The organism is bacterium, assembly GCA_020444325.1.
In the GTDB taxonomy this organism is placed as follows: domain Bacteria; phylum Bacteroidota; class Ignavibacteria; order SZUA-365; family SZUA-365; genus BM516.
The window spans coordinates 1-26867 of sequence record JAHLLD010000021.1; the positions used below are offsets into that span (position 1 = coordinate 1).

Annotated in this window: 14 protein-coding genes; all 14 read right to left on the bottom strand. The window is 56.2% G+C overall.

Annotated elements, in window-relative coordinates:
• A partial coding sequence (locus KQI65_17825; protein MCB2206604.1) for a hypothetical protein occupies positions 1-2575 on the bottom strand: 2575 nt, incomplete at its 3' end.
• Between the two features lie 428 nt (positions 2576-3003).
• Positions 3004-6246 carry a T9SS type A sorting domain-containing protein gene (locus KQI65_17830; protein ID MCB2206605.1) on the bottom strand — a complete coding sequence of 1081 codons (3243 nt, stop codon included), beginning with the start codon at positions 6244-6246 and terminating at the stop codon, positions 3004-3006.
• A 429-nt stretch (positions 6247-6675) separates the two neighbouring features.
• A complete protein-coding gene (locus tag KQI65_17835; protein ID MCB2206606.1) occupies positions 6676-9918 on the bottom strand; it encodes a T9SS type A sorting domain-containing protein in 3243 nt (1080 codons plus the stop codon).
• A 727-nt stretch (positions 9919-10645) separates the two neighbouring features.
• Positions 10646-11383, bottom strand: a complete 738-nt coding sequence (locus KQI65_17840) for a hypothetical protein (GenBank protein MCB2206607.1) — start codon at positions 11381-11383, stop codon at positions 10646-10648.
• 155 nt (positions 11384-11538) lie between these two features.
• Positions 11539-11850, bottom strand: coding sequence for a thioredoxin family protein (locus KQI65_17845; protein MCB2206608.1), 312 nt, complete (start codon positions 11848-11850; stop codon positions 11539-11541).
• A 170-nt stretch (positions 11851-12020) separates the two neighbouring features.
• Positions 12021-12797 (bottom strand): enoyl-CoA hydratase/isomerase family protein, encoded by a 777-nt coding sequence (locus KQI65_17850; protein ID MCB2206609.1) that lies wholly within the window; start codon positions 12795-12797, stop codon positions 12021-12023.
• A 185-nt stretch (positions 12798-12982) separates the two neighbouring features.
• Complete coding sequence (locus KQI65_17855; protein MCB2206610.1) at positions 12983-15187, bottom strand: hypothetical protein; 2205 nt, start codon at positions 15185-15187, stop codon at positions 12983-12985.
• Between the two features lie 35 nt (positions 15188-15222).
• Positions 15223-17217: a S8 family peptidase gene (locus KQI65_17860; GenBank protein ID MCB2206611.1), complete on the bottom strand. Its 1995-nt coding sequence runs from the start codon at positions 17215-17217 to the stop codon at positions 15223-15225.
• A gap of 14 nt (positions 17218-17231) precedes the next feature.
• Positions 17232-18227, bottom strand: a complete 996-nt coding sequence (locus KQI65_17865) for an AAA family ATPase (protein MCB2206612.1) — start codon at positions 18225-18227, stop codon at positions 17232-17234.
• Positions 18224-19627 (bottom strand): insulinase family protein, encoded by a 1404-nt coding sequence (locus KQI65_17870; GenBank protein MCB2206613.1) that lies wholly within the window; start codon positions 19625-19627, stop codon positions 18224-18226. Before KQI65_17870 ends, KQI65_17865 begins: the two co-directional genes overlap by 4 nt.
• 1 nt (position 19628) lies before the next feature.
• Positions 19629-20906, bottom strand: coding sequence for an insulinase family protein (locus KQI65_17875; GenBank protein MCB2206614.1), 1278 nt, complete (start codon positions 20904-20906; stop codon positions 19629-19631).
• Between the two features lie 75 nt (positions 20907-20981).
• On the bottom strand, positions 20982-22256 hold the full coding sequence (locus KQI65_17880; GenBank protein ID MCB2206615.1) for a peptidylprolyl isomerase: 1275 nt from the start codon (positions 22254-22256) through the stop codon (positions 20982-20984).
• Between the two features lie 78 nt (positions 22257-22334).
• Complete coding sequence (locus KQI65_17885; GenBank protein MCB2206616.1) at positions 22335-24341, bottom strand: peptidylprolyl isomerase; 2007 nt, start codon at positions 24339-24341, stop codon at positions 22335-22337.
• 63 nt (positions 24342-24404) lie between these two features.
• Positions 24405-26444 (bottom strand): peptidylprolyl isomerase, encoded by a 2040-nt coding sequence (locus KQI65_17890; protein ID MCB2206617.1) that lies wholly within the window; start codon positions 26442-26444, stop codon positions 24405-24407.
• Positions 26445-26867: the final 423 nt, after the last annotated feature.

Consider the following 26867-nt stretch of genomic DNA (forward strand, 5'->3'; position numbering starts at 1 on the left):
GGTAGGCGTCGCAGCTGTTCTTCGTCCAGAAGTTCACCTCGATCTTGTAGGTGCCTGCCTGGAGGGAAGACGGCAGGTTGATGTACTGAATGTCATCGAGTGTGATGCCATACTGCTTCTGGGCTGTCAGTGTCGTCTGATAGGCCAGCTGCTCGCTCGGAATGGAGTAGAAGCTCACGGTCATCGTAATCGTCGAGGCATACTCGGGGAAAGCCACCGAGTAATGCACACCGATAGTGCCAGGGGCTTCCGCGTAGGCGGCAGGGTAACCCTGGCCGTCAACAAAGTCGTAGTTGACCGAGCCCGGCGTGATGTAGCAGGCTTCATCGGCACCCATGTACGGCTGAATACGTGCTTCGCCGTCGATATCATCGGTCACCTGCGAGAGCAGCGTTCCGAACAGATCCGTATCATCCTCGGATGGGGAGGTCAGATGCAGGTCACCCGAGTACTGATCTTTCCACGTCACGATCTTGCTGATCGAGTTGGCATTCATGCCGGATGCTGCCTGGAATGCTGCGAGATCCGAGCGGGCACCGCCCCAGTAGGCGATGTAGTTGCCGTTCGAATACCAGTTGTTGTAGTCCATGCCCGTGATATAGCCGCTGCCGACTTCGTACCAGCAGTAGCCGTTCCCGGTCTGATGCATGATGTTGTTGTACACTTCACTGCCCTGCGCATACGGTGCGTACACCAGGTAGCTGCTGGCATACGTCGTGTTGCAATGGAAGGTGTTGTGTGCGAACAGCGTGTTGTACATGCGGTACGCATACATGCCGTAGTAGACCTGGGGACAGTCGAGCAGACTGACCATGTTGTTCACGAAGCGGGAGTTGCCGTTCTGGTAGTAGTTCTCGTAGTAGAAATACACACCGTAGCAGTATGTGCCACCATAGGAAATGATGGTATTGCGCTCGACCTCGGAGTCGTAGCCATAGTAGAACGCGACCGGATAATGATACGTGTACGTGTTGTTCGCTTCCTGGATGACGGTATTGTCGAGGAAGTTGATGCGGCCGAGATAGTAGCCGTAGTAGGGACGATAGTACTGGCCGGTGAACTCGCAGCGCTGAATGGTGACATCGTCTTCCGTGCTGGTCGAACCACTGCCGTACATGTACATGCCGTAGCTGCCTTCGCGGATGCCACAGTCAACAAAGGTTGTGCGGTGGTTCAGTGTTCCCGTATTCGAATACACGACAGCGACGTAGGTCGATGTGGAATTCGTATTGGGAGCTTCCAGCTCAAGGTTGTCGAAGGTACAATCGGTAGAGCCGCCATTGAAGAACACAACCATGCCGTACGATGTGTTCGTCGCCCGCATCGTCATGTCCTTGAAGGTCACGAATTTTGCAGAACCCATGGCAACGACATAGTTATCACCCGTGCCGCTGGCGTTCCAGACCACTTCGACATCCTGCTTGTTGCCGGTTTCCGACTGGAAGGTAATCGTATTGGTCGCGGACGCGCCATCGATACCCTCCAGACCGATCTGTTCATTGTACGTTCCAGAGCGGACATTGAAGACCACGGGACCACAGACACCGTACTGGTTGAGATCCGCTACGGCAGAGGCAAAGTCGGAGTAATCCGGCGAAGCACCACCAATGGTGAAGGTGCCGCTCAGTGCCGGCTGTACGGTGACGTCAAGAGAGTCATTGGCGGAGAAGCTGTCGTTGGTATTGTTCGGATTCGAGGTCCATGCCACGATGTGGACGGGCACGCCGGCTGCGAAGTTCTGCGAACCGAGAGTGATCGTCGCATTTCCGAGGGTCGGAATCGGTGTCGTATAGTTGATCGGTGTCTGTGGGATGCCGTTGAGCGACCAGTTCACGGTCACACTGTTGAGCGTGTTGGTTCCGTAATTTTTCAGATTGACCTGAATCGGAAGCGTACCGGCGCAGAAGTTTACCGGACTCAGAAGCTCGGAGATACCGGCATCGTCCGGCAGCGCCGGCGACATGTCAACACCGAAGGCATAGCGGGAGTAGTCCGCACCATAACCGCCGGTAGCGGAGCAGGAGGCACCGCCATAGATACGGCGGTATCCACCGGTGCTCGTGCTGTAGTACTGGCAGTAGAATCCCGTCGTGTAGCCATCCTGACAGATGCGTACGATCAGAGACTGGCTGGGATTATAATAGAATGGGGTCTGCAGCGTGATGGAAACCCAGTCACCGGCACTGCCGCTTGCAAGCGTTGTCGATGTCGCATTGTAGCAGGTCGTGAGTCCCGTCGTGAATGTCGTCGTATACGGGAAGTTCGTCGTCGTCGTTTGACCGAGCATCACTGTCAGATTTGTATAGCTGGGATTACTGGTGGCATTCCCACGCTTGAACCAGATCTTCGTGATGTTGCCGGAATACGCACCCGTCAGCTCGTTCGGCAGATAATGGTGTTCCGTCTGTGGTGATGTTGTGGTGGAGAACGGGAAGGTATTGCTACCCGATGCGTTGTCGCAGTAGTACTGCGGCAGCTGAGCAGACACCGTACCCGCGAGCATGACCAGGGCGAAGACCGTCCCCAGACATACACGCAGGGCAGCAGAAACAAACAGCGGTCGGTGATGTTTCATAGAACTACCTCAAGGAATGGATATGGAAATGAGTTAATTTTGACCGACGTTACATCGCGATTCCACGATACTCGTCCGGGAAGGAGGGACGACAGCGGCAGAGGTGGATTGGCGAGCGAGACTTTAGTATGCATAATCGGCACGGTGCCGATTATGCAATAACACGCGAATAGCCTGAAAACATTGAGTCTATGGTTGTCCGCGCCCAAAGAGGCGCTGAGTACGTACCAAAATGATGCTTTGGTGGTCAGGTTAAAGCGAATATACTAGGCACGTAAATTCATCCGCAATAGCTAAATACTCACAGTGTGAATATTAGCAACAGTATAGTGCTATCCGAACGAAATGAAGGTGTGAATAAATGGACCTAATAGCGAAACGCCCCTCAATGAGGGGCGTTTCGCTTCCATGAGGCAACCAGGACAGCGCTACTTGCTGAGCACCATCTTGATATTCTTTGTGAAACTCATGCCCGACTCGGCGCCGGTCATGGTCACGCTTGCGATGTACGTACCGCTCGAAAGCTGGGAGCCGTCGAACTGCACTTCATGCAGACCCTGGTCCACGTTCCCGTTGACCAGTTCCGCCACTTGACGGCCAAGTGCGTCGGTCACGACCAGGCGCACATGCGACTGCTCGGGTACCGCGAACTTGATCATCGTCGACGGATTGAAGGGGTTCGGATAGTTCTGATCCATCGCGAAGCTGGCTGCGGTCGGTGTACCGGCCTTCGGCGTGCCACCGTACCATGGCGTCGTCTGCGCCCAGTTCAGCTTCATGGCGATGTAATCCATGTTGTTGACAACACCGTTTCCGTCCGTATCCATGTAGCAACCCTCAGGCGTGTACCACGGAGCGGCTGCCTGCGGTTTCCATTCGATGTACGTGAACGGATTCGTCTCGGAATCGGCCTGGTAACGCGCGGGACCGCTCAGCCAGGTGGCGCGGAGATTGGCGTTGAAGATGTAGAGGTTCAGTTCACGGCGGTCAACATACGTGACCACACCGTCGTTGTTCACATCACCCGGCCAGACAACGCACGGCTGCTGTCCTTCGCCCACGATGAGCAGGGCCGAAGGATACGGCATGTAATCGCGGTAGGCGTCGCAGCTGTTCTTCGTCCAGAAGTTCACCTCGATCTTGTAGGTGCCTGCCTGGAGGGAAGACGGCAGGTTGATGTACTGAATGTCATCGAGTGTGATGCCATACTGCTTCTGGGCTGTCAGTGTCGTCTGATAGGCCAGCTGCTCGCTCGGAATGGAGTAGAAGCTCACGGTCATCGTAATCGTCGAGGCATACTCGGGGAAAGCCACCGAGTAATGCACACCGATAGTGCCAGGGGCTTCCGCGTAGGCGGCAGGGTAACCCTGGCCGTCAACAAAGTCGTAGTTGACCGAGCCCGGCGTGATGTAGCAGGCTTCATCGGCACCCATGTACGGCTGAATACGTGCTTCGCCGTCGATATCATCGGTCACCTGCGAGAGCAGCGTTCCGAACAGATCCGTATCATCCTCGGATGGGGAGGTCAGATGCAGGTCACCCGAGTACTGATCTTTCCACGTCACGATCTTGCTGATCGAGTTGGCATTCATGCCGGATGCTGCCTGGAATGCTGCGAGATCCGAGCGGGCACCGCCCCAGTAGGCGATGTAGTTGCCGTTCGAATACCAGTTGTTGTAGTCCATGCCCGTGATATAGCCGCTGCCGACTTCGTACCAGCAGTAGCCGTTCCCGGTCTGATGCATGATGTTGTTGTACACTTCACTGCCCTGCGCATACGGTGCGTACACCAGGTAGCTGCTGGCATACGTCGTGTTGCAATGGAAGGTGTTGTGTGCGAACAGCGTGTTGTACATGCGGTACGCATACATGCCGTAGTAGACCTGGGGACAGTCGAGCAGACTGACCATGTTGTTCACGAAGCGGGAGTTGCCGTTCTGGTAGTAGTTCTCGTAGTAGAAATACACACCGTAGCAGTATGTGCCACCATAGGAAATGATGGTATTGCGCTCGACCTCGGAGTCGTAGCCATAGTAGAACGCGACCGGATAATGATACGTGTACGTGTTGTTCGCTTCCTGGATGACGGTATTGTCGAGGAAGTTGATGCGGCCGAGATAGTAGCCGTAGTAGGGACGATAGTACTGGCCGGTGAACTCGCAGCGCTGAATGGTGACATCGTCTTCCGTGCTGGTCGAACCACTGCCGTACATGTACATGCCGTAGCTGCCTTCGCGGATGCCACAGTCAACAAAGGTTGTGCGGTGGTTCAGTGTTCCCGTATTCGAATACACGACAGCGACGTAGGTCGATGTGGAATTCGTATTGGGAGCTTCCAGCTCAAGGTTGTCGAAGGTACAATCGGTAGAGCCGCCATTGAAGAACACAACCATGCCGTACGATGTGTTCGTCGCCCGCATCGTCATGTCCTTGAAGGTCACGAATTCCGCCGCTCCCATGGCGACGACGTAGTTGTCACCGGTACCGCTGGCATTCCAGACAATTTCGACGTCCTGCTTGTTCCCGGTCTCCGACTGGAAGGTAATCGTATTCGTCGCGGACGCACCGTCGATACCCTGAAGTCCGATCTGCTCATTGTATGTTCCGGAGCGAACGTTGAAGACCACCGGACCACACACACCAAACTGATTGAGATCGGCGACAGCGGTTGCGAAATCGGCATAATCCGGCGAAGCACCACCGAGGGTGAAGGTGCCGCTCAGGGCCGGCTGTACGGTGACGTCAAGAGAGTCATTGGCGGAGAAGCTGTCGTTGGTATTGTTCGGATTCGAGGTCCATGCCACGATGTGGACGGGCACGCCGGCTGCGAAGTTCTGCGAACCGAGAGTGATCGTCGCATCTCCGAGTGTGGGGATCGGAGTCGTATAGTTCACTGGCGTCTGGGGCACGCCGTTCAGCGACCAGTTCACGGTCACACTGTTGAGCGTGTTGGTTCCGAAGTTCTTCAGGTTGACCTGGATCGGAAGGGTACCGGCGCAGAAGTTTACCGGACTCAGAAGCTCGGAGATACCGGCATCGTCAGGCAGGGCCGGCGACATGTCAACACCGAAGGCATAGCGGGAATAATCCGCGCCACTACCGCCTGTGGCAGAGCATGAGGATCCTCCGTATATACGGCGATATCCACCGGTGCTCGCGCTGTAGTAGCGAACGTAGAAACCGGTCGTGTATCCATCCTGACAGATATTCACAATGAGAGACTGTGAGGGATTATAATAGAAGGGTGTCTGGAGCGTGATGGGAATCCATTCATCGATGTTCCCACTCGGTAGCGTCGTTGTTGTAGCATTGTAGCATGTGGTAAGCCCCGTCGTGAACGTCGTCGAATACGGGAAGTTCGTCGTCGTGGACTGTCCGAGCTTCACGGTCAGATTCGTAAAGGTGGGGTTTGTCGTTGCATTGCCGCGCTTGAAATAGATCTTCGTGATGTTTCCGGAATACGCACCGGTCAGCTCATTCGGCAGGTAGTGGTGCTCGGTATGCGGGGATGATGTGGTCGAAAATGGAAACACGTTGGTTCCCGTCGCCTGATCGCAGTAATATTGCGGGGTCTGGGCCACCAACGTTCCTGCGAGCATGACCAAGGCAAAAAACGAGCCAAGGCATACACGCAGGATAGCAGAAACAAACAGCGGTCGGTGATGTTTCATAGAACTACCTCAAGGAATGGATATGGAGTTGGGTTAGATCGTGTCCGACGTTGGATCGTGCTACCACGGCACTCGTCCGGGAAGGAGGGACGACAACAGCAGAGGTGGAACACCGGTCAGACGCTGGTATGCTGAATTGGCACGGTGCCGAAAACGCATCCACGCGTCCAGAGCCTGTAATTATTAGGTCTATTGTCATCTGCGTCTTCAAGAACGCAGAACAAAAGCCGAAACAATATCTTTGGTTCTCGGGTCGAACAGAATATACGTGTGATGCGAATTCGCTTGCAATGGCTAAATATTCACGTTGTGAACGAAGGCAACAGGACGATGCCATATCCGAGGTGTGCGAGTGTGCAGAAATGGCGCATATAGCGAAACGCCCCTCAATGAGGGGCGTTTCGCTTCCATGAGGCAACCAGGACAGCGCTACTTGCTGAGCACCATCTTGATATTCTTTGTGAAACTCATGCCCGACTCGGCGCCGGTCATGGTCACGCTTGCGATGTACGTACCGCTCGAAAGCTGGGAGCCGTCGAACTGCACTTCATGCAGACCCTGGTCCACGTTCCCGTTGACCAGTTCCGCCACTTGACGGCCAAGTGCGTCGGTCACGACCAGGCGCACATGCGACTGCTCGGGTACCGCGAACTTGATCATCGTCGACGGATTGAAGGGGTTCGGATAGTTCTGATCCATCGCGAAGCTGGCTGCGGTCGGTGTACCGGCCTTCGGCGTGCCACCGTACCATGGCGTCGTCTGCGCCCAGTTCAGCTTCATGGCGATGTAATCCATGTTGTTGACAACACCGTTTCCGTCCGTATCCATGTAGCAACCCTCAGGCGTGTACCACGGAGCGGCTGCCTGCGGTTTCCATTCGATGTACGTGAACGGATTCGTCTCGGAATCGGCCTGGTAACGCGCGGGACCGCTCAGCCAGGTGGCGCGGAGATTGGCGTTGAAGATGTAGAGGTTCAGTTCACGGCGGTCAACATACGTGACCACACCGTCGTTGTTCACATCACCCGGCCAGACAACGCACGGCTGCTGTCCTTCGCCCACGATGAGCAGGGCCGAAGGATACGGCATGTAATCGCGGTAGGCGTCGCAGCTGTTCTTCGTCCAGAAGTTCACCTCGATCTTGTAGGTGCCCGCCTGGAGCGAAGACGGCAGATTGATGTACTGAATGTCATCGAGTGTGATGCCATACTGCTTCTGCGCGGTTATGGTCGTCTGATAGGCAAGCTGCTCGCTCGGAATGGAGTAGAAGCTCACGGTCATCGTGATCGTCGAGGCATACTCGGGGAAAGCCACCGAGTAATGCACACCGATAGTGCCCGGGGCTTCCGCGTAGGCGGCAGGGTAACCCTGGCCGTCAACAAAGTCGTAGTTGACCGAGCCCGGCGTGATGTAGCAGGCTTCATCGGCACCCATGTACGGCTGAATACGTGCTTCGCCGTCGATATCATCGGTCACCTGCGAGAGCAGCGTTCCGAACAGATCCGTATCATCCTCGGATGGGGAGGTCAGATGCAGGTCACCCGAGTACTGATCTTTCCACGTCACGATCTTGCTGATCGAGTTGGCATTCATGCCGGATGCTGCCTGGAATGCTGCGAGATCCGAGCGGGCACCGCCCCAGTAGGCGATGTAGTTGCCGTTCGAATACCAGTTGTTGTAGTCCATGCCCGTGATATAGCCGCTGCCGACTTCGTACCAGCAGTAGCCGTTCCCGGTCTGATGCATGATGTTGTTGTACACTTCACTGCCCTGCGCATACGGTGCGTACACCAGGTAGCTGCTGGCATACGTCGTGTTGCAATGGAAGGTGTTGTGTGCGAACAGCGTGTTGTACATGCGGTACGCATACATGCCGTAGTAGACCTGGGGACAGTCGAGCAGACTGACCATGTTGTTCACGAAGCGGGAGTTGCCGTTCTGGTAGTAGTTCTCGTAGTAGAAATACACACCGTAGCAGTATGTGCCACCATAGGAAATGATGGTATTGCGCTCGACCTCGGAGTCGTAGCCATAGTAGAACGCGACCGGATAATGATACGTGTACGTGTTGTTCGCTTCCTGGATGACGGTATTGTCGAGGAAGTTGATGCGGCCGAGATAGTAGCCGTAGTAGGGACGATAGTACTGGCCGGTGAACTCGCAGCGCTGAATGCGGACATCGTCTTCCGTGCTGGTCGTGCCGCCGCCGTACATGTACATGCCGTACCCGCCTTCACGGATGCCGCAATCCACGAATGTGGTGCGATGATTCTGCGTTCCTGTATTCGAGTACACAGGACAGACGTAATTCGACGTAGAGTTGACGTCAGGTGCGATGAGCTCGAGATTGTCAAACGTGCAGTCCGTCGACCCACCGTCGAGATACACCACGCGACCGTAGGAAGTATTGGTCGCTTCCATGGTCATATTCTTGAAGGTCACAAATTTTGCGGATCCCATGGCGACCACGTAGTTGTCACCGGTGCCACTGGCATTCCAGACAATTTCGACGTCCTGCTTGTTCCCGGTCTCCGACTGGAAGGTGACCGTATTGATAGCGGAGGCTCCTGCAACATCCTGCAGTCCGATCTGCTCGTTATACGTACCGGAGCGAACGTTGAAGACCACGGGACCACAGACACCATACTGGTTGAGATCCGCAACAGCGGTTGCGAAATCGGCATAATCCGGCGAAGCACCTCCGAGGGTAAAGGTACCGCTCAGGGCTGGCTGCACAGTCACGTCGAGCGAATCGTTGGCGGTGAAACTGTCGTTGGTGTTGTTCGGATTCGAGGTCCACGCGACGATATGCGTCGGCACACCGGCTGCAAAATTGTGCGAACCAAGTGTGATGGTGGCGTCGGCCAGCGTCGGCATCGGTGTCGTATAGTTGATCGGTGTCTGTGGGACGCCGTTGAGCGACCAGTTCACAGTCACACTGTTGAGCGTGTTGGTTCCGAAGTTCTTCAGGTTGACCTGGATCGGAAGCGTACCGGCGCAGAAGTTTACCGGGCTCAGAAGCTCGGAAATACCTGCATCATCAGGCAGGGCCGGCGACATGTCAACACCAAAGGAGTAACGGGAATAATCCGAACCTGAACCACCGGTCGAGGTGCAGCCTGCACCACCGTAAATACGACGATATCCACCTGTGCTGGCACTGTAGAAACGAACGTAGATTCCGGCGGAGTACCCATCATGACAGATATTCACAATGAGGGACTGGTTGGGATTATAATAGAAGGGCGTCTGCAGCGTGATCGGAAACCAGTCGTTCGTGTTGCCGGTGGGCAATGTCGTCGTGCTGGCATTGTAGCACGTGGTCAGGCCCGTGGCGAACGTCGTATTGTAGGGGAAGTTCGTCGTTGTCGTCTGTCCCAGTTTCACGGTCAGATTCGTGAAGGTGGGGTTTGTCGTCGCATTGCCGCGCTTGAACCAGATCTTCGTGATGTTGCCCGGATAGGCTCCGGTCAATTCATTCGGAATGTAATGATGTTCCGTATGAGAAGACGTTGTGGTCGAGAACGGGTAAATATTCGTGCCGGTCGACTGGTCGCAGTAATACTGTGGCGTCTGCGCCGACATCGTACCTGCCAGTACGAAGAGGACAAAAAATGCCCCCAGACATACACGCAGAACAGCAGAGACAAACAGCGGTCGGTGATGCTTCATAAAACTACCTCAAGGAATGGATCAGGAAATGGATTAAAGCGAGTTCAATATTAAATCGTGCTTCCACGATGCACGTCCAGGAGGGCGGGACGACAACAGCAGCAATGGAGGAATTTTCAGCTTCAGGGTTGCAAAATCGGCACGGTGCCCTTTTTGCAACGTTGCGAGATAAGCCTTTAATTGCATAGTCTTATGACTCTATTAGCCCATAAAGGGCAGAGAAAAAGACTACACGAGATCTTTGGTTTTCAGGTCAAGAAGAATATACGGGTACCCTAATTCTGCTCGCAATGGCTAAATATTCACAGTGTGAATAAAAGCAACGCATTGCGGTGGGTTCGCCACCTTCTGGTGTGAATAAACGGAACAGGCGTGAGGCGTATCCGGAGAGATGGCAGAATGCAGATGGCAGATGGCAGATCGCAGATTGCAGATGGCAGATCGCAGATTGCAGATGACAGATCGCAAACTCGGCAGGAGCGGGGATTGCTTCCCTCGGTGTGTTCCGGGATGCCTGCTCAATGCATGGAAGCAATCCCTGATACACGGGATGCCTGCTCAATGCATGGAAGCAATCCCTGACACACGGGATGCCTGCTCAATGCATGGAAGCAGTCCCTGATAGGCAGGGTGAGCTGGGATTGGCTGAGTATGGAAAAATGAAAAATGGAAACATGCGCCTCGATGCCATGTTTCCATTTTTCCATCATTCCATATTTCGATGGAGTTACTGGCGGGGAGAAACGGAGATGGTAATGGTCAGATCCTTGTTCATGACCACATCCTTTGCTTCACCGTAGTCATCCATGTCGACATGGATGCGGCTTACTTCCTTATGAGAACGATCAAGAAACATCGCATCATCCGTATTGAACACGGCTGTACCAGTGTCTTCGGTTTTCATCGGAGCTTCTGCACTACGGAGTCGCTCATTCACGGCATCGCGTCTCATGGTATAGGTAAGATCAATGAAATTATCAGCTCCTTCACGTGGAGTCTGTGAAGTGATGGTCACTTCCGCTTTCTCCAGTCCTTCAAGGGCATACGCTGGTCTGAAAAGAATTCGACCGAGCTGCCGACCGAGAATTTTGGCCGCAACGGCGGGATCAAGTTCTTCAAGCGCGGAAAGTGTCTGCACATCGCTGATCGTTCCGTCATCATGCGCCATGAAGGCAAACTTCCACTGCTCCAGTTCCACATCCTCGCCACCGCTCTGATGTGTCATGAAGAATGTAGCACGCACAGGTATGGCATCGCCGTCTCTGGCATCGGTTTCAATGCGGACGCGCTGGACGTTCGTTACCGGCACAACATCCTGGAAACCGTCAAACCCCGACAACGTCTGCTTGATCGTCACATTATAACTTCGTTCGGGGAGGAAATGAGATTGCAATTCCTGTGCATGCGCAACGGCGCCGACAGCAAACATGAGACACAGGACCGGAAATACGCGGAAGAATTTCATGGGATATTTCCCTTCGTGAACAACAAATTCGTTCTATCCATGACAGGATAGCAAATGTGCGTGAGATAAGAAAGACCAGACTTTTCCCACTGTTGTACAACACCTGCCGCTGACAGATGTTACAGCAGTCTGAAGTCACTCAGCCGGATTTCGGATCAGGGCAGCATGTTCTTCAGGCTGCGCTCAAAATCATCGGTAGAGAAATTCCTGCTGAATCGCCGCATCTCCCGTCCATCCACGAAAAGAATGATTGTCGGCACCGCAAAGACAACATGCTGTCCGGCAACCGCGGGATACAGCGAAGAATCAACATACTGAAACTCAACCCCCTCAAAGTCCGCAACCATCGCCTCAACCTTGGGGCGCAGCACTTTGCAGACATTACAGGTCGGAGTGGAAAAGTAGGCGACCAATGCCGGAGCGGCTTGCAATTTCTGAATCAGTCGCGATTCACTGCTCTCACTCATACGCACTCCTTGCTATGCGCAATTATTATCACCAGCACAACATACGAAGAAGTCGGGAATGGAGAAAGGGGCGTGGGAGTTCGCTTGCGCTCACGCGGGTGTTCGCTTACGCTCACGCGGGTGTTCGCTTGCGCTCACGCGGGTGCTCGCTTACGCTCGCGCGGGGACTGTTACCAGTGGGGTTTTCGTTTTTCGAGGAAGCTGGCGATGCCTTCGCTGAAGTCGTCGGTTTCGCGGCTGATGGCGTTCTGGCGTGAGGCGAAATGCATGGCATCGTACAGATCACGATGTGCAACATCGCTCATGAGCCGTTTGGTCATTGCAGCCGCCTGGGGGGATATCTGCGTGGCAAATTCTTCTGCGATGGACTGCACGCTTTCATCAAGTTTGTCCGCAGCCACCACGTGATTGATAAGTCCGTAGGTCTCAGCTTCGACCGTATTGATAAGATGTCCCCGCAGCAGCAATTCCCTCGCTCGTCCCATGCCTGCGCGTTCCATGGCCAGTTTCATGACGATTGCCGGAACAAAGCCAATGCGGACCTCTGTGAAGCCAAAGCGCGCGCTGTCAACAGCCACCAAAATATCACAGGTCAGTGCCAATCCGAATCCCCCCGCGATTGCGTGTCCGTTAATCTTCGCGATTGTCGGGGTACTGCTGTTCCGTATGGAATACATCAGCCGCATCAGTGCTTCCGAATCCTCCGCGTTCTCCAGCACACTGTTCTCATTGATCATCTGCAGATACGCGAGATCCGCGCCCGCGCAGAACACCGAACCTTCTCCCGTCAGCACAATCACCCGAATCTCCGGGTCCAGATCCTGTGTGTCGAAAGCCACCTGCAATTCGCTCACTACCTCAGCATTCAGAGCATTTCGCTTTTCCTCCCTATTGATCGTAAGCCTCGCCACATGTCCCTCTCGCCGGATCTTCACCAATTCACCCATATACGCTCCTGATCTAATTGTAAGATTGCCCTAATATTGAAACGCACGCATTCAATCACAACTCACTGATGTCCCGCGTGAGCGAAGCGAACTCAAGCGCCGAGTCCACGCGAAGCGGGACGAGGCTCCCGCGCCGAACGCAGTGAGGCTCAAGCGCGAGTTCCCGATGCAATCGGGAACGAGCTCTAAATCATCCCCGCCTGTTTGCGGAGGTACCATTCAATGGCGAAGAGCAGGATGGCGAGGGCGAGGAGCCAGGCGATGTTCCAGAGCTGGATATCCTGCTTGATGAGACGTGGTGTGGAGGTGAAATCCGTGGCATCGTGCACGGCTTCCGGGAGTCCGGCGGTGTTCGTGATCAGGCGATAGCTGCCGCCGGTTTCTGCTGCGATCTGGCGGAGCAGAATGTTGTTCATGCGAGTGTTCTGGAACTCGATATTGAGTTCACCTACGGAGAAGCGGCCCTCATCGCTCCCGAGATCGCGATCATCGATCGATGCTGTTCCCCTGTACTGATACTCCCCTTCGTCCGTCAGGTCCAGGACACCGCTGTAGCGTCCACTCCCCTGCGGTGAAAGTATGAGCTCACGTTCCTCCCCTTCCTTGCGGACGGTCACCGAAACCGTGGCGTTGTCCACGGGTTCATAGCTTTCATTGTAAACCTGTCCGAGCAATTCGACTTCATCGCCGCTGTCGAAGAATTCTTTCGAGGGACGAATGCGCACGCGTTTGTCGTCTTCCCGCGTGGTAAGCCAGCGGATGGCGTTTGAAATGAGGATGCCCGGTACGTTGCCGTCCATGACATCATACGCCAGCTCCCATCGCCAGAGACCGTATGCGGTCCACGCGAGCACTCTGCTGCGATTGAGTTTCCGCGTCATCAGCAGGGGCTCGTCGAAGCTGATGTTGTTGAGCTTCATGGTGCCGAGAACCTGTGTTCCCGGCCGCGCGCGGAAACTGGATTCGGTTTTGAACAGCGGGGGCAATTCCGGCCAGAGGTCAGGGGACAGTCCGCTGCTGAGAATGGGACTGTTTTTCCCCGCCTCCGCCAGTTCAAAGAACACTTCTGTTTCTTCAGGACGCGCCTGCACGATATCGTACGGCAGCCAGGTACCGAGTCCCTGGTTCAACGCGCGGAAATCCTGCGTCCTGCTGGGAAGCAGGAACAACGGGACACGGCGCGCATCCATGGCGGCGGCAATCTGCTGCAGCACCGCGACATCCGCACCGCGGGAAGACGCAGGTGCATCACTTGCCTCGCCTGCAGTGAAGGCGCCGCTTCCGGTCGGGAAGCCTGCCAGAATAATACAGTCTGCATCGAGAAAGGTCTGCGCCACGGGCGCATCTTCATACCACTCGCCACCCGCCTTGCGCACGAAGAGCTGTGTCTCGATGTTGCGATCCTTACGCAGTTCACGCTGCAGCAAAGAGACGTCCGGACTCGGGGCGCCCGCGACGATAACGATATTCATCCGGCTCTTGAGAACTTTCACGAAAAAACTGCGGCTGTTATTCCGCGTGGTGAGTTCCCCTTCCACCGGATCGAGACGCACGGTCAGTCTGTGCACACCCTCCTTCTCCGGTGTCCACTGGAAACGGAGCGGATACTCGTTACTGCCCGGCCGCAACGGTAATTCTTCAACGCTGATCACGCGGTCACCGTCCAGCAGCCGCACAGCGGTATTTCCACCTTCGAACCCGGCACTGCGCACGGTGACGTCCACAGGCAGCGTGCTCTCGAGATAAGCGATGGAATTGGCAAGCACGCGACTCACCAGCACATCCTTCTTTTCCGCTGAATCACCAACGGCGACAACATGGACAGGCATGCCGAGAGAACGGGCAGCATAAAGGGGGTTTTTCCCGGCAGTGAACACGCCATCTGTCACCAGCACCACACTGCGCAGATTTTCTTCCGCCCCGGCTTCATAGACTTCCTGCAGTGCGCGACTGATATCGGTCTCGCCCCCGTCGAAGCGAAGGCTGTCCGCCGTCAATTCCTGCAGGGGATAGAGTTTCCCGGCGAAGACCGCAGCCGTTTTCTCACCCTTCCCATCGAGATCCCTGTAGTCTGATCCTTCCACGAAATCCCGGACCAGTGTGCTGCGGGCCACGCCGCCGTCTTCCACGGTCATGCTGCGGCTGTCATCGACAAGTACTGCAACGCGGGGAGGAATCTCTTCGCTGTGCTCGAGATTGAGCACCGGTTCGAAAAGCAGGAACAGCAGCACGCTCAGCGCCAGCGTACGCAGCGTCACGAGAACGATACGACGACGACGGGTGATTTCCGGAACGGTATGACGATACACCCAGAGTGCGAACAGCAGTGCCGCCACAATGAGCAGCACCAGCAGTGCGACGCTTTCCGAAAGGGAAAGTGTGAATGACATGAGGAGAGGTGTGAAAGGCATACCCTGCGTTTTCCTTACTGCAATACCAGCATGCGGCGCATGATCTGTTTTCCGCCGAACTGCAGCGCGTATATATACACGCCGCTCGAAAGCGGGATGTTGTCCAGCCGCACGCTGTGCGTTCCAGCGCCACGGATTCCTTCAACCAGCGTCTTCACCCTGCGTCCGGCCGTGTCATAGAGATCGAGCCGGACCTGTCCACCAGGCATGGGGACGTCGAAAGTGATGGTGGTACCCGCGGAAACCGAAGGTTCATAGGGATTGGGATAGTTCTGAGAAAGCGCCAGGTCGGCGGGAAGCAGGTTTTCGGCCCCGAGCAGGTACGTTTCTCCCGTGACGAGGCGATGCTGATTCCGGGGAACGTCATACGGTGAAGTTCGCGTTTCGCGTCCGTCTTCAGCGGTAATGAAATAGCGTACCTCACTTCCCTGCGCGAGTTCCGGAAGCGTGACCATATACAGTCCCGACCCTTCTCCTTCACCGGCGTATGGACGCAGCAGGTCCATCCGCAGCGGTTGCATATCTCCTCCGTTCACCGAATACGTGCAACTCACCACATCGCTCTTTACCGGAGAATGCGATACCACCCAGGCAAGGATGGTCGTCTGCGAACCGTTGTAATAGTAGCGCGGATTCGTACTGATCACCATCCCGTTGTAGAGCAGCGCATCCCAGGCGTTGACCATGCCCCAGCCCGCAGCGTTGTCGGGACTACCGGCATTGGACGCGGTCTCTCGCAATGCGTCGCGCACTTCTACGGGAGTCAGTTCAGGACGCGCGGAGCGGACGAGCGCAGCCACACCGGCTGTCAGCGGTGTCGCGAGCGAAGTGCCACTGCTGAGTGTGTACGTGTCATCCCCGTTTTTGCTGGCCGAATAGACAGAGGATCCCGGAGCGCAGACATCAGGCTTGATGCGGAGATCACTTGTCGGTCCACGCGAACTGAATCCGGCGACGGCACCGGTAAATGTCATCGCGCCGACGGAAATGATGCTGTCCGCATCCGAGGGTGCGAGGAGTGTCGCGGCAGAAGGACCTTCATTCCCCATGGCGGTCACAACGACAACGCCGCGGCGCATGGCTTCGACGGCCGCACGTGTGGTCACTGCCGTTCTTCCATCGTAATCACCGTTTGCGTAGCTGTAGCCTGTCCCGTCATCCCACTCGGAGTAAGCGAGGGAAGCGGATACGATGGCTACACCCTGCGTTTCCAACCATTCGATCCCTTCAACCCAGTAGTCTTCCTCAATCTGCGTCTCGCTGCCATCGACCTCCGTCTTGGCGAGGTAGTATGCAGCGTTGAAGGCGGGACCAATCACTTCCCCTTCCTTGAATCCGGCAAGCGCGGAGAAGGTCACCGTTCCGTGTGAATCCTGCCCGTAGTTTTCGTCTTCTTCGTTCTGCGTATCATCGTCCTGGTTGATAACATCGAATTCCCCACGCACATCAATATTCTTCATCGCTTCATGTGTGCGCCAGCGAAATCCGTTGTCGAGCATGCCGACAGTTATGCCTGTGCCATCGATCCAGATGTCATGCACATCCGGCACGCGTATCACGGCGAGCTGCTCTTCGGAAAAACCGTAGTTGAGTCCGTGCTCCCCTGCCTGCCCGGTGCGTGCGAGCGCGGGCGGCTCTATGCCGACGGACTGCCAGGTGCGGACAGGCTGCACATGCAGGACTCCGGGTAAGAGGCCAATGCGCACAAGCTGCGAGAGACTCGCGCGAACGCTTACGGCATTCAGCCAGCGGGACTCCGCCACGACTTCCGCACCACAGTCCTCCACCGCGCGCACGTAGGCGGGATATGGCGGAAGGTCCTCCGCCAGGGGGGTACCACCCCTGCGCTGCAACGCCTCATCCGAGAGTGTCCCTTCGGTGAGCATGCGCGAAATGCGCTGCTCTGTGTCGGGACCGCGATCGGCAAAGAACACCCAGTGACGCTGCTGCGCCTGTGCGGGAAGAACGAGCAGGAAGAAAATGACGATGTGCAGAATGCGCGCGTGCATGACAGACCTCCGGCTTACGCGTTGAGCAAGCGGTCGATAATTTCTACGGTGGACACGCCGTCGGCCTCGGCGTTGAAATTCGTCACGAGTCGATGCCGGAGTACGGGACGGGCGACGGCGCGCACGTCATCGATATCGGGCATGGGACGTCCGGTGAGAATGGCACGGGTTTTCGCACCCAGGATCAGGTACTGCGACGCGCGCGGACCCGCACCCCAGCGCAGCCAGTCCTTGATGAACTGCGGTGCCTTCTCTTCAGTGGGACGCGTGCGTGTCACGAGGTCGACAGCGAAGTTGATCACATTGTCAGCCACCGGTACCCTGCGCACCAGGTCCTGATACGTCACGATGTCTTCACCGGACATCACCGTCTGCAGCTCGGCGGTAAGCGGACTCGTGGTATTCTTCACAATGAGTTCTTCCTCTTCATGCGTCGGATAATCGAGCCAGAGGTTGAACATGAAACGATCGAGCTGCGCCTCGGGCAGAGGGTAGGTGCCTTCCTGCTCGATGGGATTCTGGGTCGCGAGCACAAAGAACGGTTCCTCCAGGGCATAGCGCACGCCGGCGGCAGTCACGCTGTGTTCCTGCATGGCTTCCAGCAATGCGGCCTGCGTTTTCGGTGGTGTGCGGTTGATCTCGTCAGCGAGAACAATGTTCGCGAACACGGGTCCCTTGATGAAACGAAAGGCCTTCGCACCCGTTGTCCGGTCATCCTCGATAATCTCCGTACCGGTAATGTCACTCGGCATGAGATCAGGGGTGAACTGGATACGGCTGAAGCGCAGGTCAATCACTTCGGCCAGCGTCTTGATCAGCAGTGTTTTCGCGAGCCCCGGAACACCGACGAGAAGACAGTGTCCCTGAGCGAGCATTGCAGTGATGATCTGCTCGACAATATCGTGCTGACCGATGATGATTTTTCCCACCTCGGCGGTGAGTCGTGTATAGCTGTCGTGCAGGGCCTTGACGGCCTGCAGATCGTTGGCGGCTTGCTGTTGATCAGTCATGTTTCCTGTGCCTGGGTTTCGACATTGGGAATGCGCTTCCCTTCCGCGTCAAACAGTTCTACCGTGCCAAAGCGTTCCAGTGTGTTGCGCAATAGGCTTCCGCGTCCCGCGGCGACAATCACCGCCTGCTCCGGATGGAAGCAGCGCTGCGCCACCTGCTGGATGTCTTCCGCCGTCACGGCGAGAATGCGGCTGTTGAAGCTGTTGTAATAGGTTTTTTCGAGTCCGTAAAGCTCGATGTTCATGATACGCTGCGCCACCTGCATGGGCGTTTCTATCTGCAGCGGGAAGCTGCCGGTCACGTAGCTCTTCACGTTCTCCAGCTCCTCGTCGCTCACGCGCTCCTCGCGGATGCGGCGCATTTCGAAGAGGATTTCCGTGATGGAGGCATCGGTCACTTCGTTGCGCACCTCCGCGCCCGCGCTGAAAGGACCGGCATGCCTGCGCGCATCAAATCGCGCATGCGCGCCGTAGGTGTATCCCTTGTCCTCACGCAGGTTGAGGTTGAGCCGTGAACCGAAGTACCCGCCGAACAGCATGTTGAGCAGGTAGGCGGGAATGAAATCTTCGTGGTTGCGCGGCAGTCCGACATGTCCGACGAAGACGGAGGACTGCACGGCGCGGGGACGGTCCACAATCTGCACTTTTCGTGCGGGCGTGATATCCGGCAGCTGCGCGGGAAGCGGCGTCGCCTCACCCTGAGGCATGTCACCGAAATGGCGCTCGGCAAGCTGAAGCAGTTGCGACGGGTCGACGTCACCGACGACAAGCAGTACCATGTTCGACGCGACAAAGCGTCCGCTGTGGAAGGCGCGAATCTGTTCGGCATTCATTGCGCTGACCGATGCCACGTCGCCATCAGGTGACTGTCCGTAAGGATGCACTCCGTAGATGGCCTGCGAGAGACGATCCCACGCGAGTACGCCGGGACTCGATTGGTTTTGCAGAATATCTGCCAGGCGCTGCTCCCGCACGCGTTCGATTTCCTCATCAGGGAATGAAGGCGTGCGCGCGCAATCCGCGACGACTTCCATAGCCTGTTCGAGATGACGCGAAAGCAGACTTGCGCCGATGGAAATACTGTCCCACCCGGCATTGCTGCCAATGCTGCCACCGAGAAACTCGATCTCTTCCACGATATCGGACGCGCTGCGCGAGGCTGTCCCCTTCGTCAGCAGCTCCGCGGTCATCCCGGCGAGGCCGGGGAATGCACCGTCGTAAAACGATCCCCCGTGTGCGACCAGATTGATCGCGGCCAGGGGCAGCGCATGCTGCTCGTAGACGATGACCCTGAGTCCGTTCGAGAGCGTCTCCTCGAACCAGTCCGGGAAACGCACATCCTTCGGGGTTCCGGGGAGCGGTGGACGGCTGCGGTCGAAGCTATGACGTTCTCCTGCCATATCAGTTCTCCGATGACTGTTTCGGGTACGGGAGATAGTGAAGGCAGGTCGCGTTGTGTTCGGTCAGCCAGGTCGACGCCACACGACGCACATCTTCGCGCGTGACTGCATGAATGCGCTCGCGATGCGTCTGCAGCTTGTGCGCGTCGCCGGCCAGAACGTGGAAGGAATTCAGCAGATCCGCCCGTGACGCCAGCGAGGTGACCGAGCGGACGAACATGGTTTCCGTACGGTTTTTCGCTTTCTGCAGTTCCTGTTCCGTCACACCGTTGCGCCGCACATCCTCGAGTTCTTTCCACAGCATGCTTTCGAGCATGTCGGGTGTTTTTCCCTGCTGGGCGATGAGGCGAAACAGGAAAAGACCCGGCAGTTCGAGGTCGTAGGCGAAGGAAACGATGGACTGTGCGATGCGGGATTCGTACACGAACTTCCGGTACAGCCGCGAGCTCTCCCCCGATGTGAGGATGGAGGCCAGGAGGTCGAGCGCCACGAAATCTGCATGATTCATTTCCGGGATATGCATGCCTACCATGAGTCCGGGCAGAGGGATATTATCGTAGACGTAATCCCGCACCTGCGTGGTCTGCGGCGGCTCATGGATGAAGGGACGATACATTTCCCCTTCGCCGTTGCTGATATCCGCAAAGTGCTTTTCGATCAGCGCCATGGCGGTATCCCGATCAAAATCCCCGGTCAGGCAGAGCGAAGCATTTTCGGGGCGGTAGTACATGTCGTGAAACGCGCGAACCTGCTCGAGTGTGGCTGACTGTATGTCGGTCATGCTCCCAATGGTGGGCCAGCGATACGGCTGCATTTTGTATGCACGTGCGAACAATTCCATCATCATCGTGCCATACGGCTGATTGTCGTATCGCGAACGTCGCTCTTCCATCACCACGTTACGCTGGTTTTCCAGGTTCTCCGCGGTGACGGCAAGCGAACGCATCCGGTCGGCCTCCAGCCAGAGTCCGAGTTCAAGCTGATGCGCGGGAAGCGTTTCGTAGTAATTGGTGCGATCAAAGGAGGTGGATGCATTGAGCGTGCCACCCGCGCTCTGAACATGCTGAAAGTGCATATTCGCGGGAATATGCTCCGACCCCTGGAACATCATGTGTTCGAACAGATGCGCGAACCCCGTTTCCCCCTCATGCTCGTTTTTCGATCCGACGTGGTACCAGAGGTTCAGCGCCACGATAGGCAATGTCGAATCCTGATGCAGGATGACATGCATGCCGTTGGCGAGATCGTATTCTTCAAATTCGACGTTGATATGTGTCAAACGGTTGTCGGCCTCTCGCAATTGGAGCCGGCGCAGGAGCGGATGCGGTCACGAACCGCTTCCGGTGCCGGCAGGTCACATATTCACTTTCCAGTAGACATTCTTTTTGATTTCTTCGATCCAGTCCGCGTATTTGCGGTTCTGCTTGTAGATCTTTGCAAAGTTGGCAATGCGCTGATAATCATCCTGGAGCGTGGCGGTGTGCGGCGGGATGCGCTCAGCCAGTCGTACGATGGCGTAAGCGTAATCACGACCGAGTGTCACCTTCACGGGCTCGCTGATCTCTCCCACCGTTAAGTCCTGCTGCACGGTTTTCATCTCGTCACTCAGTTCAGGCACTTCGACCTTGCCGAGACTGCCGCCGAATTTCCGCGTTTCCTCGTCTTCCGAATATTTTTTTGCGAGTGTCGCAAAATCCTCGCCGTCGAGGATGCGCTTGCGGAGCATGTTCAGGGTATCGATGGTCGCCTGATCGCTTTCCCCGGTCTTTTCCACCTTGATGAGGATATGCTGGGGACGAATGGCCTCGCCCTTCTTCTCGAGCAGCTTGATGATATGAAATCCGAACTGGGTTTCAACGATATCCGAGACTTCGCCGGGTTTCAGCGCAAATGCGGCTTCCTCGAATTCCTTGACGAACACACCGCGGCGGGCGAGTCCGAGACTGCCGCCGTTTCGCGCGCTGCCCACATCGTCGCTGTACCGCTTTGCCATTTCTTCGAAGGACGCACCCGCACGGATGGAATCCAGAATGCGTTGCGCTTTTTCCCGCGCCGCCCGCTTGAAGTCTTCAGTGACACGCGGGAAGATCGCGATCTGCTGCAGTTCCACCTGTTCCGGGACGGGAGGCAGACTGTCGTTGTAGGTTTCGAAGAATTCCACCACCTCGCGATGCGATACGGTGATACTCCCGAACTTCTGCTGCTTGAGCATGTCGATCATCATACGCTTGCGAATGTCCTCGCGGAATTCCCGGCGCATGCGGTTGATGTTCATACCCGCAACCTGCTCGAGTTTCTGTTCGGAACCGTAATAGCGCGTGAGCTGCTTGATCTGCTCCTCAAGCCGGCGTGTCACTTCCTCCTGCGGAATCTCAATACTGTCAAGCACCGCCTGCGCGAGCACGAGTTTGTCGTTCATCATGGCGTCAAGAATGCGCCGGGTCAGAACCGAATCACTCATGTTCGGCTGCGATCCGGCCTGCAGCATCTGCAGCTGCAATTCGGACTGTGTGATAATTTCATCACCGATAACAGCGACGACGCGGTCGAGGACGCGGCTGTTCTGTGCCGGGAGGAGTGAGGTGCACAGCAGAAATGCTGCGATGACGGGAAATAAAAGACGCTTCATACCACGCACTGTCCGTGATTCGATGAATTCATTACACAATACGTGCCCGATCGGCACGCGACAAGGGGAAAAATGCTTCTACTCGGTAGCGGCTGCTTCCTTCTTGACGAAGGTATACTCGAGATGGTCAGGATAGGTCTCGAGCTGATACTTCTGACGCAGAGACTGCAGCCAGTGTTCCCGAAGCTGCACGGCCTTGTATTCCTTGTACCCGGCAGTCGCCGCGGAATGCGCTTCCTCGAACGTTTTTGTGCGGGGAGGCTGGCGGTCGAGCAGTTTGATCAGGCTGAAACCCGATTGATACTTGAGCGGACCGGTTGCCTGTCCGATGGGAAGCGTCGCAGCCACCTTCGAAAGTTCGTTTTCGTTCACGGGAACGTAGGGCCAGTCCTGCGCACTGTGCAGGCCGGGACGCTGCGTGTAGCGCGCTGCGAGTTCCTGGAAATCCGCGCCATTGTTGAGGCTGTCGATGAACAGGCGGGATTGTTTTTCGGTATAGGTGTAAAGCTCGGCAAACTGCACGCGGGCGGGAAAGATGAACTGATCCTTCCGCGGTTCCCACCAGGCACGCACCGAATCTTCCGTCACGTCCAGCTTACCCCAGATCTGTTCGTCTTCGAGGGTGGACACAAGCGTACTCTGCCGGTACTCGGTGAGCAGCCGTTTCAACTCGGGATATTTCTGCTCGTAGCCTTTGGTCTGGTCAATGGCGATCAGCTCATCGGCCATCATCATCGCCAGCGTGTCGAGCGTCGGCCGGTTGATGGGACGCATCTGCAGCGTCGGCTCTTTCTTGCTGAACTGGATAGCATCCCTGACGGTGACGGGCCCGATCTTCGTGCTGAAGAGATAGGCTTTGAAATCCTCATCCCGCAGCGCCTTTTCCCAATTCGGGGTCGACGTGTTGACCGTGCTGTCCACCCGCGACATGACAAGCCGCGCGACATTGTCGTTCACCTTGAAGTCGTACTTCTCGCGTGAGCTCTTCACGAAGTTGAGGAAATCCATCGCGAACCGCTCACGCATGTAAATGGTGCGCAATTCGTCTTCCACCTCTTCGAACGGCGGGATGGGCTCTTCGTCGAGCACCTTGATGATATGCATGCCGAAGGCCGTGCGCACGACGCCCGATACTTCGCCGACCTGCAGGTTGAACAGCGCGGTCTCAAAGTTCGGTTCGAGGTTGGTCCCGCGATTCATCCACCCCAGGTCACCGCCCTTGGCACCGGAGAGTGAATCCTGTGAATTCCTGCGCGCGAGTTCCTCGAAGGTCGCGAGTCCCTTGCGCAGGGAATCGAGGACCAGAGAGAGATGCGCGTAGGCTTCCGTGGTATCGTCGGGATTATTGATGTCGAGACGATAGAGGATATGTGCGGGACGCAGGCGCTGCCGTGAGGGCTTGCGTCCGATGAGTTTCAGGATGTGGTAGCCGAAGGCGGTACGCAGCAGGTTCGGTGTAATCTCCCCGACCTGCATATTGTACACCATGTCATCGAGCTTCGGAAAACTCTGTCCGGCAATAAACCACCCGAGCTTGCCCAGCGTACGTTCCTTGCTTTCATCATCGCTGTACTCGAGCACCAGGCTGTCGAACGGCGCGGTGCTGTTACGCACGATTCTGAAAATACGTTTGGCTTTTTCGAGGGTTGACAACGTGTCGATCGAACCGTCATCGAACTTTTCATATCCGATGACGATATGCTGAAGACTCACTTCTTCCTTGCGCCTGTCATACAGCGTGTGCATGCCGGGAAGTTTGAGTTCGTGCTCATAGAGGAAGGTCTTTGCGAGCTGGTTGCGATAGGTCTTCAGATCCTTCTGCACCGCTTCACGTTCGGCGATCTTCTCTTCCTTCGCCTCACGCAGTTTCAGGCGAAAATTGACAAGGGTATGGAGAAAATCCTTCTTGTCATCCATGTTGTACGGTTCATCCATGCGCGTACGGAGAAACATCTTCTCGTACTCGTCCGTGCGCAGGGTGTCGCCCTGCATGGTTGCGAGGATGGAATCGGGAACACTGGAACAGGCCGCCAGCAACTGTGCGGCGAGGACGACGAAAACGAGGCGAAATGCAATGGATTTCACTTGCTGTAACTTCTCACATTGTAATACATCAACAATACAGACACGAAAGGCGCGCAGCTGTTACTATTCGCCGCTCACCTTGAGGTCGGAAAATGCCGATTTGAGGAGGGAATCGTTGACCTCCACACCGAACTTTGCTTTCAGACTGTCGATCCACTCACGTTCGAGACGCTTGCTTTCGTATTCCTGGAAGCGGCTGGAAACCTCGGATTTCGCTTCTTCAAACGTCTTCTCGCGAGCCTTGTCCGTATCAGTGACCTTGATGATGGAGTAGCCATACTGGAACTTCATCGGTCCCTCAACAGCACCCACACCGGCTTTCGCGGCTGCTTCAGCCAGTTCATTGGCATCGAGAGGCTGGAAGCCCCACTCGCCTTTCTTATCCTTATACCCGGAACGCTGCGTATGGCGGGAAGCCAGTTCGTCGAAGGGCACGCCGGCGTTGAGACTGTCACGCAGCACGTTCGCGAGACTGTCGGAGGTGACAAAAATCTCACTGAAGCGAATGCGATCGGGCCAGGTGTACTCGGAAGCGTGTTCTTTCCAGTACTCACGGAGTGGAGCGTCTTCGACTTTCACCTTGTTCCAGACGGCATCCTGTTCGGCGCGGAAGAGCAGCACTCCCTCACGGTATTCCTGCATCAGCTTCGCGAATTCGGGATACCGCTTTTCGAGATCACCGGTCTCCAGTTCGAGAGCGCGCTTGCGTCCCACCGAACGTGCGACGCTCGCGAGGCTGGCACGATTGAGTGCTTTGGACTGCAGCTCCTGGTCGCGCTCGATCTTGCGAATCGCATCATCAACAGTAAGGGACGCACCATCCATCGTGATCCACGTGCGGTTCTTCACGGCGTCGGGAATCTTGTTGTACCAGCCGGGTGCGGAGGTGGTCGCGGTGGTATCGACATTTTTGATGACGGCCATCGTCACATCGTCATCGACACGGACGTTGTACTTCTCGAGCATCCTGTCGAGGAAGGCCTGGTTGTCCTTGTCATAACTGTAGCGGCGGTAGAGGTCCTTCAGCTCCTGCCGTGATTCCTCAAAGCTGCGCGGGGGACGCTCATCGGTGATTTTGATGATATGATAGCCGAACTGCGTGCGCACGGGACGACTGAGTTCACCGACCGGAAGCTCAAAAGCGACCAGTTCGAATTCAGGGACGAACTTACGGCGTCCCACCCAGCCCAGGTCGCCGCCGTTGGCAGCGCTGCCGGGATCCACGGAGTTCCGCATGGCCAGCGTGGCGAAATCTTCACCGTTACGCAGTGAGTCGAGGATGAGGTTGACCTTGTTCCATGCCGCCACGGTATCCTCCGGCGCATCCTTCGGGAGCGGAACGAGGATATGGCTCACTCGGATTTCTCCGCGGGCGGGATGGCGGTCGATCAGTTTGACGATATGGTAGCCGAACATGGTCCGTACCAAGTGATTCGCGATCTCGCCTTTCTTCAGGTCGTAGACGGCGTCATCGAATGCGGGCACGGTCATTCCGGCGGTAAACCAGAGCAGGTCTCCGCCCCGGGGAATGGTGCCTTTATCATCGGAATACTTGCGTACGAGGGAATCAAAGGGCACACCGGATTTGGCCTGCTGCAGCACATCCAGCGCCCTGCGCTTGGCTGCCAGCGTATCCGGTCGTCCCGTACTGTCATTTTCTATGCGAATGAGAATGTGCGCGGCCCGGACTTCATCCTTCCGCTTCTCGTACAGATCCTTGATGGCGGGATCGATGAGCGCACGCTCCGTCAGGTACGGAATGGCAAGACTGTTGCGATAATCCTGCAGTTCCTGGAGAATTTCCTCGTCCTTATCAAACCCCTTGTCCTTCGCCTCGAGCACCTTGAGACGATACTTGATAAGCAGATTCAGAAAATCCTCGCGCTCCTGCATGGTGGACCGCTTTGCGACGATTTCGCCGCCATTATTCCGTATGAACTGCTCTTCGTATTCCCCCAGAGTCAATTTATAATCGCCGATTTCAGCTACGACGTCAGATTTGCTCTGCGCGTGCACTGTGCGTGGCACAATGGCAGTTGTCAGGAGGAACATGACTGCGGCGCTCACTACGCCGATTCGATGCGCAAACGTCAATGACTTCATGATTGTGGTATTGCGTTATGAATGGTTAAAGATCAAGCTAAAAATTAGCATTGCTCTGCTTGCGAAACAAGGCATTGGGGAGGCACTTTTGGGTGCTGCATATCCAACGTCCATCTCTCCTATCCCCTCAGGTCGGCCCAGCATCGGGAATTTTGGCCTCCCGCGGGAGTCTCCGCCTTCGGCGGAGCTGCGGGAGTCTCACTGCGTTCGACGCAGGAGCGCCTGGCGGCGCGCGGGAGCTTCGCTTCGCTCAGCGCGGGAGTTCCTTCCTCCTTCGCTCTCGCTCCGCTCAAGCTTCGGCGGACGAAGACGGAACGCGGGCTGGAATTGCGAACTGCGAAGCAAAAAACTCGTCCCGTATTGCGGGACGAAACCACTCGCCGCAGGCGAAACCACTCGCCGCAGGCGAAACCACTCGCCGCA

What these genes read in the sequence shown, in the direction of transcription:
- KQI65_17830 (MCB2206605.1), bottom strand. Translation starts at nt 6,246, where the DNA reads ATGAAACATCACCGACCGCTGTTTGTTTCTGCTATCCTGCGTGTATGC.
- KQI65_17835 (MCB2206606.1), bottom strand. Translation starts at nt 9,918, where the DNA reads ATGAAGCATCACCGACCGCTGTTTGTCTCTGCTGTTCTGCGTGTATGT.
- KQI65_17840 (MCB2206607.1), bottom strand. Translation starts at nt 11,383, where the DNA reads ATGAAATTCTTCCGCGTATTTCCGGTCCTGTGTCTCATGTTTGCTGTC.
- KQI65_17845 (MCB2206608.1), bottom strand. Translation starts at nt 11,850, where the DNA reads ATGAGTGAGAGCAGTGAATCGCGACTGATTCAGAAATTGCAAGCCGCT.
- KQI65_17850 (MCB2206609.1), bottom strand. Translation starts at nt 12,797, where the DNA reads ATGGGTGAATTGGTGAAGATCCGGCGAGAGGGACATGTGGCGAGGCTT.
- KQI65_17855 (MCB2206610.1), bottom strand. Translation starts at nt 15,187, where the DNA reads ATGTCATTCACACTTTCCCTTTCGGAAAGCGTCGCACTGCTGGTGCTG.
- KQI65_17860 (MCB2206611.1), bottom strand. Translation starts at nt 17,217, where the DNA reads ATGCACGCGCGCATTCTGCACATCGTCATTTTCTTCCTGCTCGTTCTT.
- KQI65_17865 (MCB2206612.1), bottom strand. Translation starts at nt 18,227, where the DNA reads ATGACTGATCAACAGCAAGCCGCCAACGATCTGCAGGCCGTCAAGGCC.
- KQI65_17870 (MCB2206613.1), bottom strand. Translation starts at nt 19,627, where the DNA reads ATGGCAGGAGAACGTCATAGCTTCGACCGCAGCCGTCCACCGCTCCCC.
- KQI65_17880 (MCB2206615.1), bottom strand. Translation starts at nt 22,256, where the DNA reads ATGAAGCGTCTTTTATTTCCCGTCATCGCAGCATTTCTGCTGTGCACC.
- KQI65_17890 (MCB2206617.1), bottom strand. Translation starts at nt 26,444, where the DNA reads ATGAAGTCATTGACGTTTGCGCATCGAATCGGCGTAGTGAGCGCCGCA.